We start from the raw sequence: 16,079 nt of genomic DNA on the forward strand, positions 1-16,079 counted from the left end.
GTGATGGATGTGCCGGAATTACCAGAGGTTGAAACGGTCCGGCGCACTCTGACCGGGCTTGTAAAGGGAAAAACAATCAAATCGGTAGAGATCAGATGGCCGAATATCATCAAACGTCCTGCCGAACCGGAGGAATTTGCGCGAAATCTAGCAGGAGAAACGATACAGTCTATCGGTAGACGGGGAAAGTTTTTACTGTTTCATTTAAATCATTATGTTATGGTTTCCCACCTGCGAATGGAAGGGAAATACGGGCTTCATCAAGCGGAGGAGCCGGACGATAAACACGTGCATGTCATATTCACGATGACAGATGGAACCCAGCTTCGTTACCGGGATGTGCGGAAGTTTGGGACCATGCATTTATTTAAACCGGGAGAGGAAGCGGGCGAGCTCCCGCTTTCTCAGTTAGGGCCGGAGCCGGATGCAGAAGAATTTACGAGTGTGTATTTGAAAGAACGGCTTGCCAAAACAAACCGTGCTGTCAAAACCGCCCTGTTGGATCAGAAAACAGTTGTCGGACTGGGGAACATTTATGTAGACGAGGCTCTTTTCAGAGCGGGTGTCCATCCTGAGACAAAAGCAAATGAATTGTCAGACAAAACAATCAAAACACTTCACGCTGAAATCAAAAACACCCTGCAGGAGGCGATTGACGCGGGCGGCAGCACAGTCCGTTCGTATATCAACTCCCAAGGGGAAATCGGAATGTTCCAGCTGCAGCATTTTGTGTATGGAAAAAAAGACGAGCCGTGCAAAAATTGCGGAACGATGATTTCAAAAATTGTTGTCGGAGGCAGGGGCACGCATTTTTGCGCGGAGTGCCAGAAAAAATAGTAGCATAATGCTTCATCGTCCAAGCTGTCGGTGCATATATCAGTATCTCTGTAATAGAGGATGCCATTTTCGAAACACGGATTTTTCACTTTACCATATACATGATTGTGATGAATCCCGGGCATTTCACATCTGATACAAGAGCACCAACAGAAAGGAAGAAACGGATATGCAAATGGTTTCTATACTGCTGCTGGCGTTGGCTGTCAGCTTGGACAGTTTTTCAGTCGGATTTACGTACGGATTGAGAAAAATGAAAATACCGTTTAAAGCGATTTTGGTTATCGCCTGCTGTTCCGGTGCTGTCATGTTTATATCCATGCTGATCGGGAGCTTTCTTACAAAGTTTTTTCCTGTATATGTGACGGAGAAGCTTGGCGGTTTGATATTGGTCGGAATTGGTGTATGGGTTCTGTATCAATTTTTCAAACCGGCAAAAGACAAAGAATACTTATTGCATGAAAAAACGCTGCTTAATTTAGAGGTTCGGTCATTAGGGATTGTGATTCATATTTTGAGAAAACCTATGAGTGCGGATATCGACAAATCGGGCGTGATTAATGGAATCGAGGCGGTCTTATTGGGATTTGCCTTATCGATTGATGCCTTCGGAGCAGGTATAGGCGCAGCCATTCTCGGTTTTTCACCGATTATGATGAGCATCGCCGTGGCAATCATGAGTTCGCTGTTTGTATCAATCGGAATTAACGCCGGCCATTTTCTGTCTAAGTGGAAATGGATTGATAAAATGGCGTTTTTGCCGGGGCTTCTGCTGATCACGATTGGGCTCTGGAAATTGTAAAAAGGAGTGGATCTCTTGACCTTAGTCATTGGTTTAACGGGAGGAATAGCCAGCGGCAAAAGCACGGTTGCCAATATGCTGATTGAAAAAGGAATAACAGTTATAGATGCAGATATCATCGCCAAACAAGCGGTAGAAAAAGGGACGCCTGCCCACCGGCAAATCATTGACGAATTCGGTGAAGACATTCTGCTCCCAAACGGTGATATAGATAGAAAAAAGCTTGGGGCACTGGTATTTACAAATGAACAAAAGCGCCTTGCTTTAAATGCAATTGTTCATCCCGCAGTCAGGCAGGAAATGCTTAAGCGCCGTGATGAAGCCATTGCAAATCAGGAAGCGTTTGTTGTCTTAGATATCCCGTTATTGTTCGAAAGCAAATTGGAATCTTTAGTTGATAAAATTATTGTGGTTAGTGTCACAAAAGAGCTCCAGCTTGAGCGTCTGATGAATCGCAACCAGCTGACGAAGGAAGAAGCGGTCAGCCGAATCCGCGCTCAAATGCCATTAGAGGAAAAAACAGCAAGAGCAGATCAAGTCATCGATAACAGCGGCACGCTCGAAGAGACCAAACAGCAGCTTGATGACACCATCAGCAGCTGGGCATAATGCAAAACACCGTTCAATATGAACGGTGTTTTTTGTGATTGAAAATCAAAGTTGTCCGGATCAGGACTGACGCGCAGGTTTTCATTCAGCGCATCGATGCGATTCATGTCATCCTGTGTTATTCAAAGTCAAATACGCTGGCGTTTTCTTTTATGCGTTGTTCCTTCGTTGATTTAGGAATCGTGCCATGCTGCAGATTTGTTATATGTTTGAGCGATGCCTGCCAGTACAGAGTGGTCAAGCAGCTGTCCCTGCATTAAATGTGACCAAGCCTTCATCTCATATTCCTCCTTTGTGTGATGTGCCGTATAAATAAAAAAGAGCAGATTCAAACCAGCCGGCAAATGTGATTATGAAAGATATCACCAAGAAAGAAAAGTACGTACTTTAAAGTGCTATAGTCACTTTTTGGTGCCTGTAAGGAGAAGAAAAAATATAACATTTCTGTTGAAGCGACTCTTGAAGTAATCGGCGGGAAATAGAAATGCGTCATTTTATGCCATCTGACGCACGGAAAAAAACGCACGAGTGAATTAAAGCGCCTGATGCCCAACATTACGCCAAAAATGCTGACTCAGCAGCTTCGTGAGCTGGAAACGGACGGTGTCATTAACCAGATCGTATATAATCAGTTTCCTCCCAAAGTGGAGTGTGTGCTTGGGGAGCGAATCATATTAACAAAGTGTACGGGTATACATTTTCAGTGTTAGAAGAAAGTGTGCTCAATGATAAGTTAAAACAGGAATCATAAAAAATAATGGCAGTCAGTGCGGAGCGCTGGCTGCTTTTTGATTCTTAGGACTGAAATTGTGTGCAAGAAAAGATATCATGCATCATAAATTAGCGTTATAATCGTTGATTTTTATCAATATGTACTGGCGAATTCGTTTTAATGTGTTATACTAATTTCAGATAACAACAAATTAGGATGGCATAATTGATAAGGGGTGTCCAACATGAAGGTAAAAGTAGCGATCAACGGGTTTGGAAGAATCGGAAGAATGGTTTTTAGAAAAGCGATGTTAGACGATCAAATTCAAGTAGTGGCCATAAACGCCAGCTATTCCGCAGAAACGCTGGCTCATTTAATAAAGTATGACACAAATCACGGCAGGTACGACAAAGAGGTTGTGGCCGGTGAAGACAGCCTGATTGTAAATGGAAAGAAAGTGCTTTTGTTAAACAGCCGTGATCCAAAACAGCTGCCTTGGCGGGAATATGATATTGACATAGTCGTCGAAGCAACAGGGAAGTTTAATTCAAAAGATAAAGCGATGGGCCATATAGAAGCGGGCGCAAAAAAAGTCATTTTGACTGCTCCGGGAAAAAATGAAGACGTTACCATTGTGATGGGAGTAAATGAGGACCAATTCGACGCTGACCGCCATGTCATTATTTCAAATGCATCATGCACGACAAACTGCCTTGCGCCTGTTGTAAAAGTGCTGGATGAAGAGTTTGGCATTGAGAGCGGGCTGATGACTACAGTTCACGCGTATACGAATGACCAGAAAAATATTGATAATCCGCACAAAGATTTGCGACGGGCGCGGGCATGCGGTGAATCCATCATTCCGACGACAACAGGAGCGGCAAAGGCGCTTTCGCTTGTGCTGCCGCATCTGAAAGGAAAGCTTCACGGCCTCGCCTTGCGTGTCCCGGTTCCGAATGTCTCATTGGTTGATCTCGTTGTCGATCTGAAAATGGATGTGACGGCTGAAGAGGTAAACGAGGCATTTAAACGGGCTGCCAAAACTTCGATGTACGGCGTGCTTGATTATTCAGATGAACCGCTCGTCTCGACTGATTATAATACGAATCCGCATTCTGCGGTCATTGACGGGCTGACAACAATGGTAATGGAAGGGAGTAAAGTAAAGGTGCTCGCATGGTATGACAACGAATGGGGCTACTCGTGCAGAGTCGTGGATCTGATCCGCCATGTAGCGGCACGAATGAAACATCCGTCTGCTGTATAAAATAAGGTCGTGGACATATTTTGAAGAAAAAACCCTTAACAGCATATTTCTAAAAAAACGCACCTTGCAAATTAGACTTAAACACAGTATACTATTTTTCGTGAACTTCTTGCTTGAGACTGTTTCGGAATTACTTAAAGGGTTAGGACCTCTCCGGACTAACTTTCCCCCGTGGTAAATGGCCGACCCAGTTGTTGGAATTTCACTTTTTAATTCTTGTTAAGGGGGGTCCATGACTATGGAAACAATGGGGCGTCACGTTATCTCCGAGCTATGGGGATGCGATTTTGATAAGCTGAATGACATGGATTTTATTGAAAAAACGTTTGTAAATGCTGCTCTAAAATCAGGTGCTGAGGTGCGCGAGGTTGCATTTCACAAATTTGCACCGCAAGGCGTAAGCGGAGTTGTGATTATTTCTGAATCACACTTAACGATTCACAGTTTTCCTGAGCACGGATATGCGAGCATTGATGTTTATACTTGTGGAGACTTAGATCCTAATGTCGCTGCTGACTATATCGCAGAGGCATTACATGCTGATACAAGAGAAAACATTGAAATACCGAGAGGAATGGGGCCTGTGCAAATTAAACAGGCGCAAGCGAAAGTACTATAAAGTAAACACGAACACAAAGGGAGCTGAAGCTAGAAAGCCGTTATGCGCTTTTTAGCTTATGCTCCTTTTATTTTTATAAACAAACAAGGGCGGTCAGCTTTTTCTTTTTTCATTTTTTTTGTAAAATAGAAAGAGATTTTCACAAACCACCTGATGCTGTAGATACAGCTTTACTCACAACGGCTCTCCTGACAGATGGCTGTCACATTTATTTTTAAAAGGCGGAGGCTGCCGAAAATACATTCCAGGGAACGAAATAGTTGGGAGCTGATTTTATTGAAATGTCCTTCATGCCAGCATAACGGAACGCGGGTCCTTGATTCACGGCCTGTGGATGATGGGAAATCCATTCGCCGAAGACGCGAGTGCGAATGCTGCCATTACCGGTTTACCACCTTTGAAAAAGTGGAGGAAACCCCGCTTATCGTCGTGAAAAAAGAAGGCGTGCGGGAGGAATTCAGCAGGGAAAAAATGCTGCGCGGCCTCATAAAAGCATGCGAAAAAAGACCCGTTCCACTCAAAACGCTTGAAGATATGTGCTTTGATATTGAAAAAGAACTTCGCAATCAAGGCTGCTCTGAGGTGAAAAGCGAATTCGTCGGAGAAATGGTCATGGATCGGCTGGCTAAGATTGATGAAGTCGCATATGTGCGGTTCGCGTCTGTCTATCGGCAGTTTAAAGATATAAACGTCTTTATCGACGAATTAAAAGACTTAATAAAGAAAGAGCGTTAAAAGAGCTAAGAGGATTCTTCTAGCTCTTTTCTCATGTGCAAAATTGGCATTTGATAGATATAAGAAACGGTGTAAAATGAAAGGTAGAAACAAATTCGGAAGGTTTGAGAATGTATGGCTGACTATTGGAAAGATGTACTGCCTGTAGATCCTTATGCGGTCAAAAGCAGATCGATGCTTCAGGATATAGACAGACAAATAATCACACAACTGTACCAGCCCTTAATCGGCCCTGTTGCATTCTCACTTTATATGACATTGTGGGGAGAGCTGGAACAAAACCGTCTGTGGGGCGGCGAGTCCACACATAGACAGCTGATGGGGATGACACAGTCTAATTTAAAAACGATCCATCAGGAACAAGGGAAGCTCGAGGGCATCGGATTGCTAAAAGTATATATGAAAGAATCCGAGCGGCAGGAGCGCCTCTTTATATATGAACTCCTTCCGCCGCTCAGGCCAAATGAGTTTTTTGAAGACGGAATGCTGAATGTTTTTCTGTACAATAGAGTCGGAAAAACAAAATACCAGCAATTAAAACAATTTTTCACGCATCCGGCCATTTCAGAGGATGCGAAGGACATTACGCGGCCGTTTAATCATGCGTTTGAATCGCTGCAGCCGAGTGAATGGAAGCTTACATCTGACATGGAGGAAACGGTGAGACTTGCGGAGGGCACAGAATATACTTCTGTCGGACAGGCTCCGTCCTACACCATAACAGAGGATGTGTTTGATTTTGATTTGTTTTTAGCGGGACTTTCTGAGACGATGATTCCGAGAAAAGCGATGACCCAGCAGGTGCGGGACACCATCAAAAAGCTTTCTTATCTGTACGGTATAGACCCTTTGCAGATGCAAAATGTCGTGATGAGTGCAATTGATGAGCGTGACATAATTACGTCGGAAGCTTTAAGAAAAGCGGCCAGCGACTGGTATCAAATCGAAAGAAACGGACAGCTGCCAGACGTCGTTGAAAAAACACAGCCGGTGCATCTGCGAGAAGGCGAAAAACCGGCAAAAGAGGATTCGCTGGACGGGAAGCTGATCGCATTGCTGGAGACGATTTCTCCGAAGAAGCTTCTGCAGGACATTGCCGACGGAACAGAGCCGTCAAAAGCTGACCTGAAAATCATAGAAGAAATTATGTTTGAACAGAAGCTCGAGCCAGGCGTTACAAATGTGTTAATTTATTATGTCATGCTGAAAACCGACATGAAGCTGTCGAAAAATTATATCCAAAAGATCGCCTCGCATTGGGCGCGTAAAAAGGTAAAAACGGTCAGAGAAGCGATGAAGCTCGCGATAGAAGAAAACCGCCAATACCTTGAATGGGCTGAAGGAAAAGCAAATCAGCCTTCGAAACGAAACCAAAAAGTGATTCGCGAAGAAAAACTTCCTGACTGGATGGGAGAAAAAGAGACAGCCTCCGAGTCAGAATCCGGACAGGAGAAGCTGCATCCGCAGGACTTGGAAGAACAGAAGAAAAAGATGATGGAAGAAATGAAAAAACTGAAAAAATACTCTGCCTATTAAAGACAGAGATGCGGGGTGAAGGAATAGATGGAACCAATCGGCCGTTCCCTGCAGGGCGTAACCGGCAGGCCGGATTTCCAAAAACGTCTTGAACAAATGAAGGAAAAAGTCATGAAGGATCAAGATGTTCAGGCATTTTTGAAGGAAAACGAAGAAGTGATTGATCAAAAAATGATCGAAAAGAGCTTAAACAAGCTTTATGAATATATCGGCCAAAGCAAGAAATGCTCCTATTGTTCGGAAGATAAAGATTGCAACAATTTATTGGAGGGCTACCATCCGAAGCTTGTTGTCAATGGCCAATCTATTGATATTGAGTATTATGAATGTTCGGTTAAACGGAAACTCGATAAGCAGAAAAAACAGAAGTCCCTTATGAAAAGCATGTATATCCAGCAGGATCTTCTCGGAGCGACTTTCCAGCAAGTTGATATCAGTGACCCGAGCAGGCTCGCGATGTTCCAGCATGTGACGGATTTTCTGAAAAGCTATAATGAGACGGGAAAAGGGAAAGGGCTGTATTTACACGGGAAATTCGGGGTAGGAAAAACGTTTATGCTCGCTGCGATTGCCAATGAGCTGGCGGAAAAAGAGTATTCCTCGATGATCGTCTATGTGCCCGAATTTGTGAGAGAGCTTAAGAATTCGCTGCAAGACAAGTCATTGGAAGAGAAACTCAATATGGTAAAATCAACACCCGTATTGATGCTTGATGACATCGGAGCGGAATCAATGACGAGCTGGGTTAGGGATGAAGTCATCGGAACAGTGCTCCAGCACAGAATGTCCCAGCAGCTGCCGACTTTCTTTTCGTCTAATTTCTCACCTGATGAGCTGAAGCATCATTTTACGTATTCGCAAAGGGGAGAAAAGGAAGAAGTAAAAGCGGCAAGACTTATGGAGCGAATTTTATATTTAGCTGCTCCAATCCGCCTGGACGGAGAAAACCGCCGACATCCGTAACTGCTGCGGTTCAAAGGGGAAGGAACTGAGGGTATGAAACGAAAAACAGCTGTTAAATGGCTGGCAGTGCTTGCAGGTGCAGGTGTAATCTTTTGGGGAAATAAAACGTATTTGAATTTATCGCCGAAAGAGATCAGGATATGGGTATTGTCATTCGGGGCCTTTGCACCGCTGATGTTTATCGGGATATCCATCGTCAGGCCTCTTATTTTATTTCCCGTATCTGTTGTTTCTATAGCGGGAGGACTCGCATTTGGCCCGCTTCTCGGCACGCTTTACACGTTATTCGGTTCAATGTGCGCTTCAGCTGTTTCGTTTTTTGCCGCAGGTTTGTTTGCGGCGAAAAAGAACGGCCATTACGAAAAGCTTGAAGCCATTCAGAAGCAGATGGAAGATAACGGATTTTTTTATATCTTTCTTTTAAGAATCATGCCGATCAATTTTGATTTCATCAGCTATGCGGCAGGCCTTTCCAATGTCAAAGCGCTGCCGTATTTTGCGGCGACGGCCGCGGGAATCATTCCTGGGACCATCGCGCTGAATGTGCTGGGAGCGAGCTTTTCAACTGGAAATCTGCCCGCTTTCTTTATGGTGCTCGCTTTGTATAGCGTTTTTATCTCGCTGCCGTTTATCTTCAGAAAGAAAATGCAAAACTTGTTCCAAGAGTCAAATTAACATTTGCCAATGACCTTTACGTCTATTTTAAAAACATCCCCCATATACTTGTAACAGATGCCGTAAGGGGGGACAAACATGCTTGAAATAATCTTTGAAGATGACCATGATGCAGCCGCTTTTTTACATCTCATTCAGCATTCGGACGATCGGAACTATATCATTGTCCGGGAAGGCATACGAAAAATCGGGATTGAAAAAGCTAAGCCGGCTATCTCTATTCAGCGTTTTATGGAGCCGATTCTGGTCAAGTTTTTTTTAGAGTGCAAAGAAGACGAACATATGCTGTCATTGATTGAGGAAACATACTGCTTCACGGACCAGGATGAACAGCAGCAAATCCTTCAGCTTGCCCATAGTATTATTGAAGGAGAAGCGGACGATCTTCCGTTTGAGCCGCTAAAGCTTTCGCGGAAACAATCAATTTTGGATGAACTCCAAACGATTCGTTTAGAGGAAGGCTTATTTTCCATTCGTTCCTTTCAGACCTTCCGGCTCGGACAATACTACAAGCAGCTGAGAGACATTACGGAAGCGGCGATAGATGAATATAAAATGGAACAGGAATATCAAAACTTTATTCAAACACTCAGAGAATATGTAATGGCCAAACAGCCGCGAATCAAAAAGGTGCATATTGTCCATGACGGTTCATTTACAATTTGGGAGCTGCGTTATGTGCAGGAACGGGAAAAAATGAAATACATAGACAGGCGATTTGTCCGGGATCATCCTATGTACATTGATTCTCATTTGCTCGCGCCGCTGATCTCCATCGCGCCTGATGAAGTGGTGCTTTATACCGACCAGCCCGAGCATATGATGGCAAGGACCATTCAAAACGTATTTCAAGAACGACTGGAACTGCTTCCGCTGCATGCTTTTTCAGACGCAGAAATACCGGTAGAGCACTCAGAAGGATAAGGGCCGGCAGCCTGTATATATAGGGCTGTCGGTTTGGAAAAAAGGAAATGCGATCGTGTTGATTTTTTGGAATGAACAATTTATAATACATAGGAGATTAAGAAAGACACACGTATTGATAAGGACATGAAGGAATGATACCGGCTCAAAGAGAGGGAAGCCCCGGCTGCAAGCTTCCTAGCTAAGGACCATTCGCTTTACCGCCTTTGAACTTCAGCTGTGAACCCCTCCTTGTTAAGGAGCAGTAATGGCTGACGGGAACTCCCGTTACAGAGATTAGAGCCGCAAGTGCCGGAATATTGGCTTTGCGGAAAAAAGGGTGGAACCACGATTCCGTTTATTCAACCTCGTCCCTTTCATAGGGGGCGGGGTTTTTATATGCAAAAAAAGGAGTGACATAGATGTCAGATATGGTAAAAATCACATTTCCTGATGGAGCAGTCAAGGAGTTTGCGAAAGGAACAACAACAGAGGATATCGCGGCATCCATCAGTCCGGGATTAAAGAAAAAATCATTAGCCGGAAAACTGAACGGAGAAGAAATCGATTTGAAAATGCCGATCAATGAAGACGGTAAAGTGGAAATCATTACAGAAGGTTCCGAAGAAGGCCTTCAAATAATGCGCCACAGTACGGCTCACTTGCTGGCTCAAGCGATTAAACGCATTTACAAAGATGTCAAATTCGGTGTCGGTCCGGTCATCGAAAACGGTTTTTACTACGATGTAGAAATGGAAGAAGCGATTACGCCGGAGGATCTGCCGAAAATTGAAAAAGAAATGAAAAAAATCGTTAATGCGAACCTCCCGATCGTTCGAAAAGAGGTCAGCCGCGAAGAAGCGAAAGCCCGTTTTGCTGAAATCGGCGATGACCTGAAGCTTGAATTATTGGATGCGATTCCGGAAGGAGAAACCGTTTCGATCTATGAGCAAGGTGAATTCTTTGACCTGTGCCGCGGCGTACACGTTCCTTCAACAGGAAAAATCAAAGAGTTTAAACTGTTAAGCCTTGCAGGCGCATACTGGCGCGGTGACAGCAATAACCAAATGCTTCAGCGCGTATACGGCACAGCTTTCTTCAAAAAAGCGGATCTGGAAGAGCATCTTCGCATGCTTGAAGAAGCGAAAGAGCGTGACCATAGAAAGCTCGGCAAAGAGTTAAAGCTGTTTGCGAATTCTCAAAAAGTCGGACAAGGCTTGCCGCTTTGGCTGCCAAAAGGGGCGACAATCCGCCGCGTCATCGAGCGCTACATTGTCGATAAAGAAATCAGTCTCGGCTATGAGCACGTATACACACCAGTGCTTGGAAGCAAAGAACTGTATGAAACATCAGGGCACTGGGAGCATTATCAGGAAGGCATGTTCCCTCCGATGGAAATGGACAACGAAACCCTTGTGCTGCGTCCAATGAACTGTCCGCACCATATGATGATTTACAAACAAGACATTCACAGCTACCGTGAACTTCCGATTCGGATTGCGGAGCTGGGAACGATGCACCGTTATGAAATGTCAGGTGCGCTGTCAGGCCTTCAGCGCGTGCGCGGCATGACATTAAACGATGCACATATCTTTGTGCGCCCGGATCAAATTAAGGACGAGTTTATCCGTACAGTCCGTTTAATTCAGGACGTATATGAAGACTTTGGCTTAAGTGATTACACATTCCGTCTGTCTTACCGTGATCCTGAAGACACGGAGAAATATTTTGATGACGATGAAATGTGGAACAAGGCGCAATCCATGCTGAAAGAGGCAATGGATGAAATCGGCCATGACTATTACGAAGCAGAAGGTGAAGCGGCATTCTATGGCCCTAAACTTGATGTTCAGGTAAAAACAGCGATCGGCAAAGAAGAAACATTGTCTACGGTTCAGCTTGATTTCTTATTGCCTGAACGTTTCGATCTGACTTATATCGGTGAAGACGGCAAGCAGCACCGTCCGGTTGTGATTCACAGAGGTGTCGTATCAACTATGGAACGCTTTGTTGCCTTCTTAATTGAAGAACATAAAGGCGCGCTGCCAACATGGCTTGCACCGGTTCAATTCCAAGTCATCCCGGTTTCTCCTGCTGTGCATTTAGACTACGCGAAAAAAGTGCAGGAACGTCTGCAGCGTGAAGGCCTTCGTGTAGAAGTCGACATCCGTGATGAAAAAATCGGCTACAAAATCCGTGAAGCGCAAATGCAAAAAATCCCGTACATGCTTGTGGTCGGTGATCAAGAAGCAGAAAACGGAGCGGTAAACGTCCGTAAGTACGGAGAGCAGAACTCTGCAACCATTTCGCTCGATGATTTTGTGAAAAAAGCAGTAGCTGAAGCGAAAAAATAAGCTAAAAAAGCATGATCTCGTTGAAGAGATCATGCTTTTTTTTATTTCTCTATTATAGGAAACAAATCATGAAGGCTGCTGATGATGTAATCAGGCGTCACATCGGTTTCATTTTTCTTATCCGTGCGGTTGACCCAAGCGGTTTTGATGCCGGCCCTTGAAGCGCCCAAAATATCGGTATTCAAGTTATCGCCGACCATTATTGCATCGTCTTTTTCAATATTCATCAGCTCAAGGCAATGTTCAAAAATGGAAACATCCGGTTTCCCTTTGCCAAAAGCGCCCGAGATGACGATTTCATTGAAATAAGGGGCGAGTTCTGGCACGCCGGCGAGCTTCTCTTTTTGCAGGCTCGGATCGCCGTTTGTCAAAAGCAGGAGTTCATACTTGCCTTTTAATTGATCGAGTACAGCAAATGTTTCATCATATACAAATGGGCGTTTTCTGCGCTCTGCCGCGAAAAACTCTCCCAAGTATTCGCCATATGCGGGATCATCAATGCCAAGCGCCTTTAGTCCGTTTGTCCATGCGTTTCTTCTGTACTCCGGCACAATCTTGTTCAGCTTCTGAAAGCCTTCACTGATCGGTTCTGAGAAATTGGACCATAGTCCTTCAAACGGATTAATGCCGATCATCACTGTATATGGATACGTCTCATATGACATGTACAATTCTCTCGCCGCTTCGCGAACAGCTTCTTCAAATGCCTGCGGGTCAAGGCCATATTTTTTTTCCGCCTGTAAACAAGTTTCTGCAAATGTTGTTCTGACACTTTTTTCATCCCAAAGTAGTGTATCGTCTAAATCAAAAAATACGGCTTTCATGATCTTCTCCTCTGCTTCAGATTCAAATCTTTCAGCCAAAAGGCTCATGTTTTATTTTACAATAGATAAAAGCCTTGTGAAATATGTTTTCAGATGATTTTAAAAAAACAGTCAGCCGTAAAGCTCATTGACTGAAAACATGCTAGAATGAAAACGGAAAGAATAGGTGACACGCATGATTCATTTAATGATTATGATGCTTGAAAGGGTAGGGATTATTGTGATTTTGGGGTTTATTCTCGCCCATACGAAGCTTTTCAGACAAGCTTTGCAAAATCAGGACGGCTATAAAGGAAAAGCGGTTTTAATCTCTATTTTTTCTCTCTTCAGCATCATCAGCAATTATACAGGCATCGAAATTCAAAAAAATATGATTGTAAACAATGACTGGGTGTTTGCGATAGATCCGTCGGGCTCTATCGCGAATACCCGTATTTTAGGCGTGGAAATCGGAGGCCTTCTCGGAGGTCCGCTTGTAGGGGCGGGAATCGGTGTACTGGCGGGCCTTCACCGTTTTTCGCTCGGCGGCAGCACGGCCATAAGCTGTGCGGTATCATCGGTTTTAGCGGGTGTTCTAGCAGGTTTGATCGGACGGTATTTTACGAAGCGCTACCGAATGCCGACACCTCGAATCGCCGCTCTTGTGGGAATCGGTATGGAGTCACTGCAGATGGTGATTATTTTGCTGATGGCGAAGCCGTTCAGTGACGCTTGGGAGCTTGTCAGCATGATCGGGATTCCGATGATACTCATCAATGGAACAGGCAGTTTTATTTTCCTATCCATCATTCAAGCGATCATTCGCAAGGAAGAGCAGGCAAGGGCGCTTGAAACGCACAGAGTGCTGACGATTGCTGACCAGACGCTTCCGTTTTTTCGCCAAGGATTAAATGAAAGCTCCTGTAAAAGTGTGGCGGCTATTATCCATAAGCTGACCGGAACAGATGCTGTTTCTCTCACTGATAATGAGAAGATCCTTGCGCATGTCGGCGCGGGAATAGATCATCACATTCCATCAAAAAGCTTGATCACCGGCCTGTCCAAAAAGGTGATCAAAACAGGAGAAATCATGAAGGCGGTTACTCAGGAAGAGATTGAATGCACGCATGCTGAATGTCCCTTGCACGCGGCGATTGTCCTGCCGCTGACATCAAACGGCAATACAATCGGCACCTTAAAAATGTACTTTAAAAGCCCGGCAGGCCTGAGTCAGGTAGAGGAGGAGCTTGCTGAGGGGCTGGCCATGCTGTTTTCGACACAGCTGGAGCTTGGGGAAGCAGAGCTGCAAAGCAAGCTTCTCAAAGATGCTGAAATCAAAGCGCTTCAGGCGCAGGTGAATCCGCATTTTTTATTTAACGCGATCAATACGATTTCTGCGTTATGCCGCACGGATGTTGAAAAAACCCGTAAGCTCTTATTGCAGCTCAGTGTTTATTTTCGTTCAAACCTTCAAGGAGCGAGACAGCTGCTGATTCCGCTCTCAAAGGAGCTGAACCACCTTCACGCCTATTTGTCATTAGAACAGGCGCGTTTTCCCGGGAAATATAAGATTGAGCTCAATATCGACAGCAAACTGGAGCAGGTTGAAATCCCTCCGTTTGTTTTACAGGTGCTTGTGGAGAATGCGCTTCGGCACGCATTTCCAAAAAAACAAGACATGTGCAAAGTTACGGTTTGTGTCTTATCTGATGATACTTCCGTCTATATGAAGGTGACGGATAACGGACGTGGAATTCCGCCGGACGTCCTGCCGAAACTCGGAAAGAAACCGTTTCCGTCTAAGGAGGGTACCGGTACAGCGCTTTATAACCTGAATCAGCGGCTGATCGGTTTATTCGGACAGCAGGCCGCGCTGAATATCAGGAGTGAGGTTCAAAAAGGGACAGAGGTGTCCTTTCAAGTCCCAACGCAACAGATGAAAGAGGGAGAAGAACATGCTCAGGGTGTTAATAGTTGATGATGAGATGCTGGCGAGGGATGAATTGGCTTACTTGCTCAAGCGGACCAATGAGGAAATGGAAATCAATGAAGCGGAAAATATCGAATCTGCTTTTGACCAAATGATGGATCAAAAACCTGACTTGCTGTTTTTAGACGTTGATTTATCGGGAGAAAACGGTTTTGATATCGCTAAGCGATTGAAGAAAATGAAGCATCCTCCTGCTGTTGTGTTTGCGACGGCGTATGACCAATATGCGCTCAAAGCGTTTGAGGTGGACGCTTTAGATTATTTAACCAAGCCTTTCGATGAGGAAAGAATTCAGCAAACGTTAAAAAAATATAAAAAAGTCAATCGGGATATTGTTGAAACAGATCAGAGCAGCCATGCCGGCCAGCACAAACTGGCGTTATCTGTTGGTGAATCAATTGTGATCGTAGATACGAAGGACATTGTCTATGCCGGAACGGAAGATGGTCATGTCAATGTAAAAACCTTCGAGAATTCTTATACAGTCAGCGATACGCTCGTTGTCATTGAGAAAAAGCTGCCTGATGCTGATTTTATCCGCGTCCATCGGAGCTTTGTCGTCAATACCGAATATATTAAAGAAATTCAGCCATGGTTTAATTCTACATATAATCTGATCATGAAAGACGGATCGAAAATACCGGTCAGCCGGACATATGCGAAGGAATTGAAAAAGCTGCTCCATATTTGATGGGCGGCTTTTTGCATTTCAGCCATTTCATTCTGCAACTCAGTCCCGCTATTCGGCATGTTATCTTGTAAGCGCTTCATAACAGAGGATTGTTATTTATAATGGGAGTACCAAAGAGAAAGAGGTGAAGAAAATGAGTGCTAAAAAAGTGTACGGGTTTTTAACACAAGCATTTATTTTTGCCGTCATTATGCTGGTTTCCAATATGATTGCCGCTATTGTCCCAATTCCTATCCCGGCATCGGTTGTAGGGTTAGTCTTATTATTTCTCCTATTATGTTTAAAAGTGATTAAACTGGAACAAGTAGAAACGCTCGGAGCGTCTTTAACCTCTCTGATCGGATTTTTATTTGTCCCGTCAGGTATATCTGTTATGAATTCGCTTGGTGTGATGCAGCAATACGGCCTGCAAATTGTTCTTGTCATTCTGCTCGCAACGATTATATTGCTGGGGGCTACAGGATTGTTTTCTCAGCTGATTCTTTCGCTAAGCGGAAAACGCAAATCCGCAGCGGACATGAAAACAAAAACAGTGCAAAGCCCGCAGAACAATAACGAACTCGTTCACCATTAAGGAAACAGG

The 16,079-nt window shown here is 44.4% G+C and carries 14 protein-coding genes and 3 pseudogenes; 15 read left to right on the forward strand and 2 right to left on the reverse strand.

Annotated features, from left to right (window positions below):
• Positions 1–9 precede the first annotated feature (9 nt).
• The 3 genes and pseudogenes from mutM (at position 10) to coaE (ending at position 2,248) form a co-directional block, all read left to right on the forward strand.
• On the forward strand, positions 10–837 hold the full coding sequence (gene mutM, locus ACMX2I_RS06870) for a DNA-formamidopyrimidine glycosylase (RefSeq protein WP_253268472.1): 828 nt from the start codon (positions 10–12) through the stop codon (positions 835–837).
• A gap of 151 nt (positions 838–988) precedes the next feature.
• Positions 989–1,639 (forward strand): annotated as a pseudogene (gene ytaF, locus ACMX2I_RS06875) (sporulation membrane protein YtaF); the annotation flags it as partial.
• Between the two features lie 15 nt (positions 1,640–1,654).
• The gene (gene coaE / locus ACMX2I_RS06880) at positions 1,655–2,248 is read left to right on the forward strand and encodes a dephospho-CoA kinase (protein WP_087992412.1); all 594 of its coding nucleotides are present in this window, start codon (positions 1,655–1,657) and stop codon (positions 2,246–2,248) included.
• A 41-nt stretch (positions 2,249–2,289) separates the two neighbouring features.
• Here the strand turns inward: coaE and ACMX2I_RS06885 are convergent.
• Positions 2,290–2,529 (reverse strand): annotated as a pseudogene (locus tag ACMX2I_RS06885) (aldo/keto reductase); the annotation flags it as partial.
• A 159-nt stretch (positions 2,530–2,688) separates the two neighbouring features.
• On the opposite strand from ACMX2I_RS06885, the pseudogene ACMX2I_RS06890 reads away from it, so the two are divergent.
• The 9 genes and pseudogenes from ACMX2I_RS06890 to thrS all read left to right on the forward strand — a co-directional run bounded on the left by ACMX2I_RS06890 (position 2,689) and on the right by thrS (position 12,012).
• Positions 2,689–2,999: pseudogene (locus tag ACMX2I_RS06890) on the forward strand (winged helix-turn-helix transcriptional regulator).
• A gap of 205 nt (positions 3,000–3,204) precedes the next feature.
• Entirely contained in the window at positions 3,205–4,227 is a 1,023-nt protein-coding gene (locus tag ACMX2I_RS06895) for a glyceraldehyde-3-phosphate dehydrogenase (RefSeq protein ID WP_087992411.1), read from the forward strand.
• Between the two features lie 238 nt (positions 4,228–4,465).
• Positions 4,466–4,846: an adenosylmethionine decarboxylase gene (gene speD / locus ACMX2I_RS06900; protein WP_003223584.1), complete on the forward strand. Its 381-nt coding sequence runs from the start codon at positions 4,466–4,468 to the stop codon at positions 4,844–4,846.
• Between the two features lie 276 nt (positions 4,847–5,122).
• Positions 5,123–5,581 (forward strand): transcriptional regulator NrdR, encoded by a 459-nt coding sequence (gene nrdR, locus ACMX2I_RS06905; protein ID WP_087992410.1) that lies wholly within the window; start codon positions 5,123–5,125, stop codon positions 5,579–5,581.
• A gap of 114 nt (positions 5,582–5,695) precedes the next feature.
• Positions 5,696–7,117, forward strand: coding sequence for a replication initiation membrane attachment protein DnaB (gene dnaB, locus ACMX2I_RS06910; protein WP_414956538.1), 1,422 nt, complete (start codon positions 5,696–5,698; stop codon positions 7,115–7,117).
• Positions 7,118–7,144: 27 nt separating this feature from the next.
• Positions 7,145–8,080, forward strand: coding sequence for a primosomal protein DnaI (gene dnaI / locus ACMX2I_RS06915; protein WP_414956539.1), 936 nt, complete (start codon positions 7,145–7,147; stop codon positions 8,078–8,080).
• 33 nt (positions 8,081–8,113) lie between these two features.
• On the forward strand, positions 8,114–8,755 hold the full coding sequence (locus ACMX2I_RS06920) for a TVP38/TMEM64 family protein (protein WP_414956540.1): 642 nt from the start codon (positions 8,114–8,116) through the stop codon (positions 8,753–8,755).
• A 78-nt stretch (positions 8,756–8,833) separates the two neighbouring features.
• Entirely contained in the window at positions 8,834–9,679 is an 846-nt protein-coding gene (gene ytxC / locus ACMX2I_RS06925; RefSeq protein ID WP_414956541.1) for a putative sporulation protein YtxC, read from the forward strand.
• A 401-nt stretch (positions 9,680–10,080) separates the two neighbouring features.
• Positions 10,081–12,012 (forward strand): threonine--tRNA ligase, encoded by a 1,932-nt coding sequence (gene thrS / locus ACMX2I_RS06930; protein WP_414956542.1) that lies wholly within the window; start codon positions 10,081–10,083, stop codon positions 12,010–12,012.
• A 41-nt stretch (positions 12,013–12,053) separates the two neighbouring features.
• On the opposite strand, the gene ACMX2I_RS06935 is transcribed toward thrS, so the two are convergent.
• On the reverse strand, positions 12,054–12,836 hold the full coding sequence (locus ACMX2I_RS06935; RefSeq protein WP_414956543.1) for an HAD family hydrolase: 783 nt from the start codon (positions 12,834–12,836) through the stop codon (positions 12,054–12,056).
• 175 nt (positions 12,837–13,011) lie between these two features.
• Between ACMX2I_RS06935 and lytS the strand changes: the two genes are divergently transcribed.
• The 3 genes from lytS (at position 13,012) to lrgA (ending at position 16,070) form a co-directional block, all read left to right on the forward strand.
• The gene (gene lytS / locus ACMX2I_RS06940) at positions 13,012–14,793 is read left to right on the forward strand and encodes a two-component system sensor histidine kinase LytS (protein WP_414956544.1); all 1,782 of its coding nucleotides are present in this window, start codon (positions 13,012–13,014) and stop codon (positions 14,791–14,793) included.
• Positions 14,771–15,496: a two-component system response regulator LytT gene (gene lytT / locus ACMX2I_RS06945; RefSeq protein ID WP_367386904.1), complete on the forward strand. Its 726-nt coding sequence runs from the start codon at positions 14,771–14,773 to the stop codon at positions 15,494–15,496. The genes lytS and lytT overlap by 23 nt, the downstream gene beginning before the upstream one ends.
• A gap of 133 nt (positions 15,497–15,629) precedes the next feature.
• The gene (lrgA, locus tag ACMX2I_RS06950) at positions 15,630–16,070 is read left to right on the forward strand and encodes an antiholin-like murein hydrolase modulator LrgA (RefSeq protein ID WP_414956545.1); all 441 of its coding nucleotides are present in this window, start codon (positions 15,630–15,632) and stop codon (positions 16,068–16,070) included.
• The last annotated feature ends 9 nt before the right edge of the window (positions 16,071–16,079 follow it).

The sequence above is a fragment of the Bacillus sp. SW14 genome (assembly GCF_047608225.1).
Lineage (GTDB): Bacteria > Bacillota > Bacilli > Bacillales > Bacillaceae > Bacillus > Bacillus subtilis_G.

What these genes read in the sequence shown, in the direction of transcription:
- lrgA (WP_414956545.1), top strand. Translation starts at nt 15,630, where the DNA reads ATGAGTGCTAAAAAAGTGTACGGGTTTTTAACACAAGCATTTATTTTT.
- thrS (WP_414956542.1), top strand. Translation starts at nt 10,081, where the DNA reads ATGTCAGATATGGTAAAAATCACATTTCCTGATGGAGCAGTCAAGGAG.
- ytxC (WP_414956541.1), top strand. Translation starts at nt 8,834, where the DNA reads ATGCTTGAAATAATCTTTGAAGATGACCATGATGCAGCCGCTTTTTTA.
- lytT (WP_367386904.1), top strand. Translation starts at nt 14,771, where the DNA reads ATGCTCAGGGTGTTAATAGTTGATGATGAGATGCTGGCGAGGGATGAA.
- lytS (WP_414956544.1), top strand. Translation starts at nt 13,012, where the DNA reads ATGATTCATTTAATGATTATGATGCTTGAAAGGGTAGGGATTATTGTG.
- dnaI (WP_414956539.1), top strand. Translation starts at nt 7,145, where the DNA reads ATGGAACCAATCGGCCGTTCCCTGCAGGGCGTAACCGGCAGGCCGGAT.
- dnaB (WP_414956538.1), top strand. Translation starts at nt 5,696, where the DNA reads ATGGCTGACTATTGGAAAGATGTACTGCCTGTAGATCCTTATGCGGTC.
- ACMX2I_RS06920 (WP_414956540.1), top strand. Translation starts at nt 8,114, where the DNA reads ATGAAACGAAAAACAGCTGTTAAATGGCTGGCAGTGCTTGCAGGTGCA.
- speD (WP_003223584.1), top strand. Translation starts at nt 4,466, where the DNA reads ATGGAAACAATGGGGCGTCACGTTATCTCCGAGCTATGGGGATGCGAT.
- ACMX2I_RS06895 (WP_087992411.1), top strand. Translation starts at nt 3,205, where the DNA reads ATGAAGGTAAAAGTAGCGATCAACGGGTTTGGAAGAATCGGAAGAATG.
- ACMX2I_RS06935 (WP_414956543.1), bottom strand. Translation starts at nt 12,836, where the DNA reads ATGAAAGCCGTATTTTTTGATTTAGACGATACACTACTTTGGGATGAA.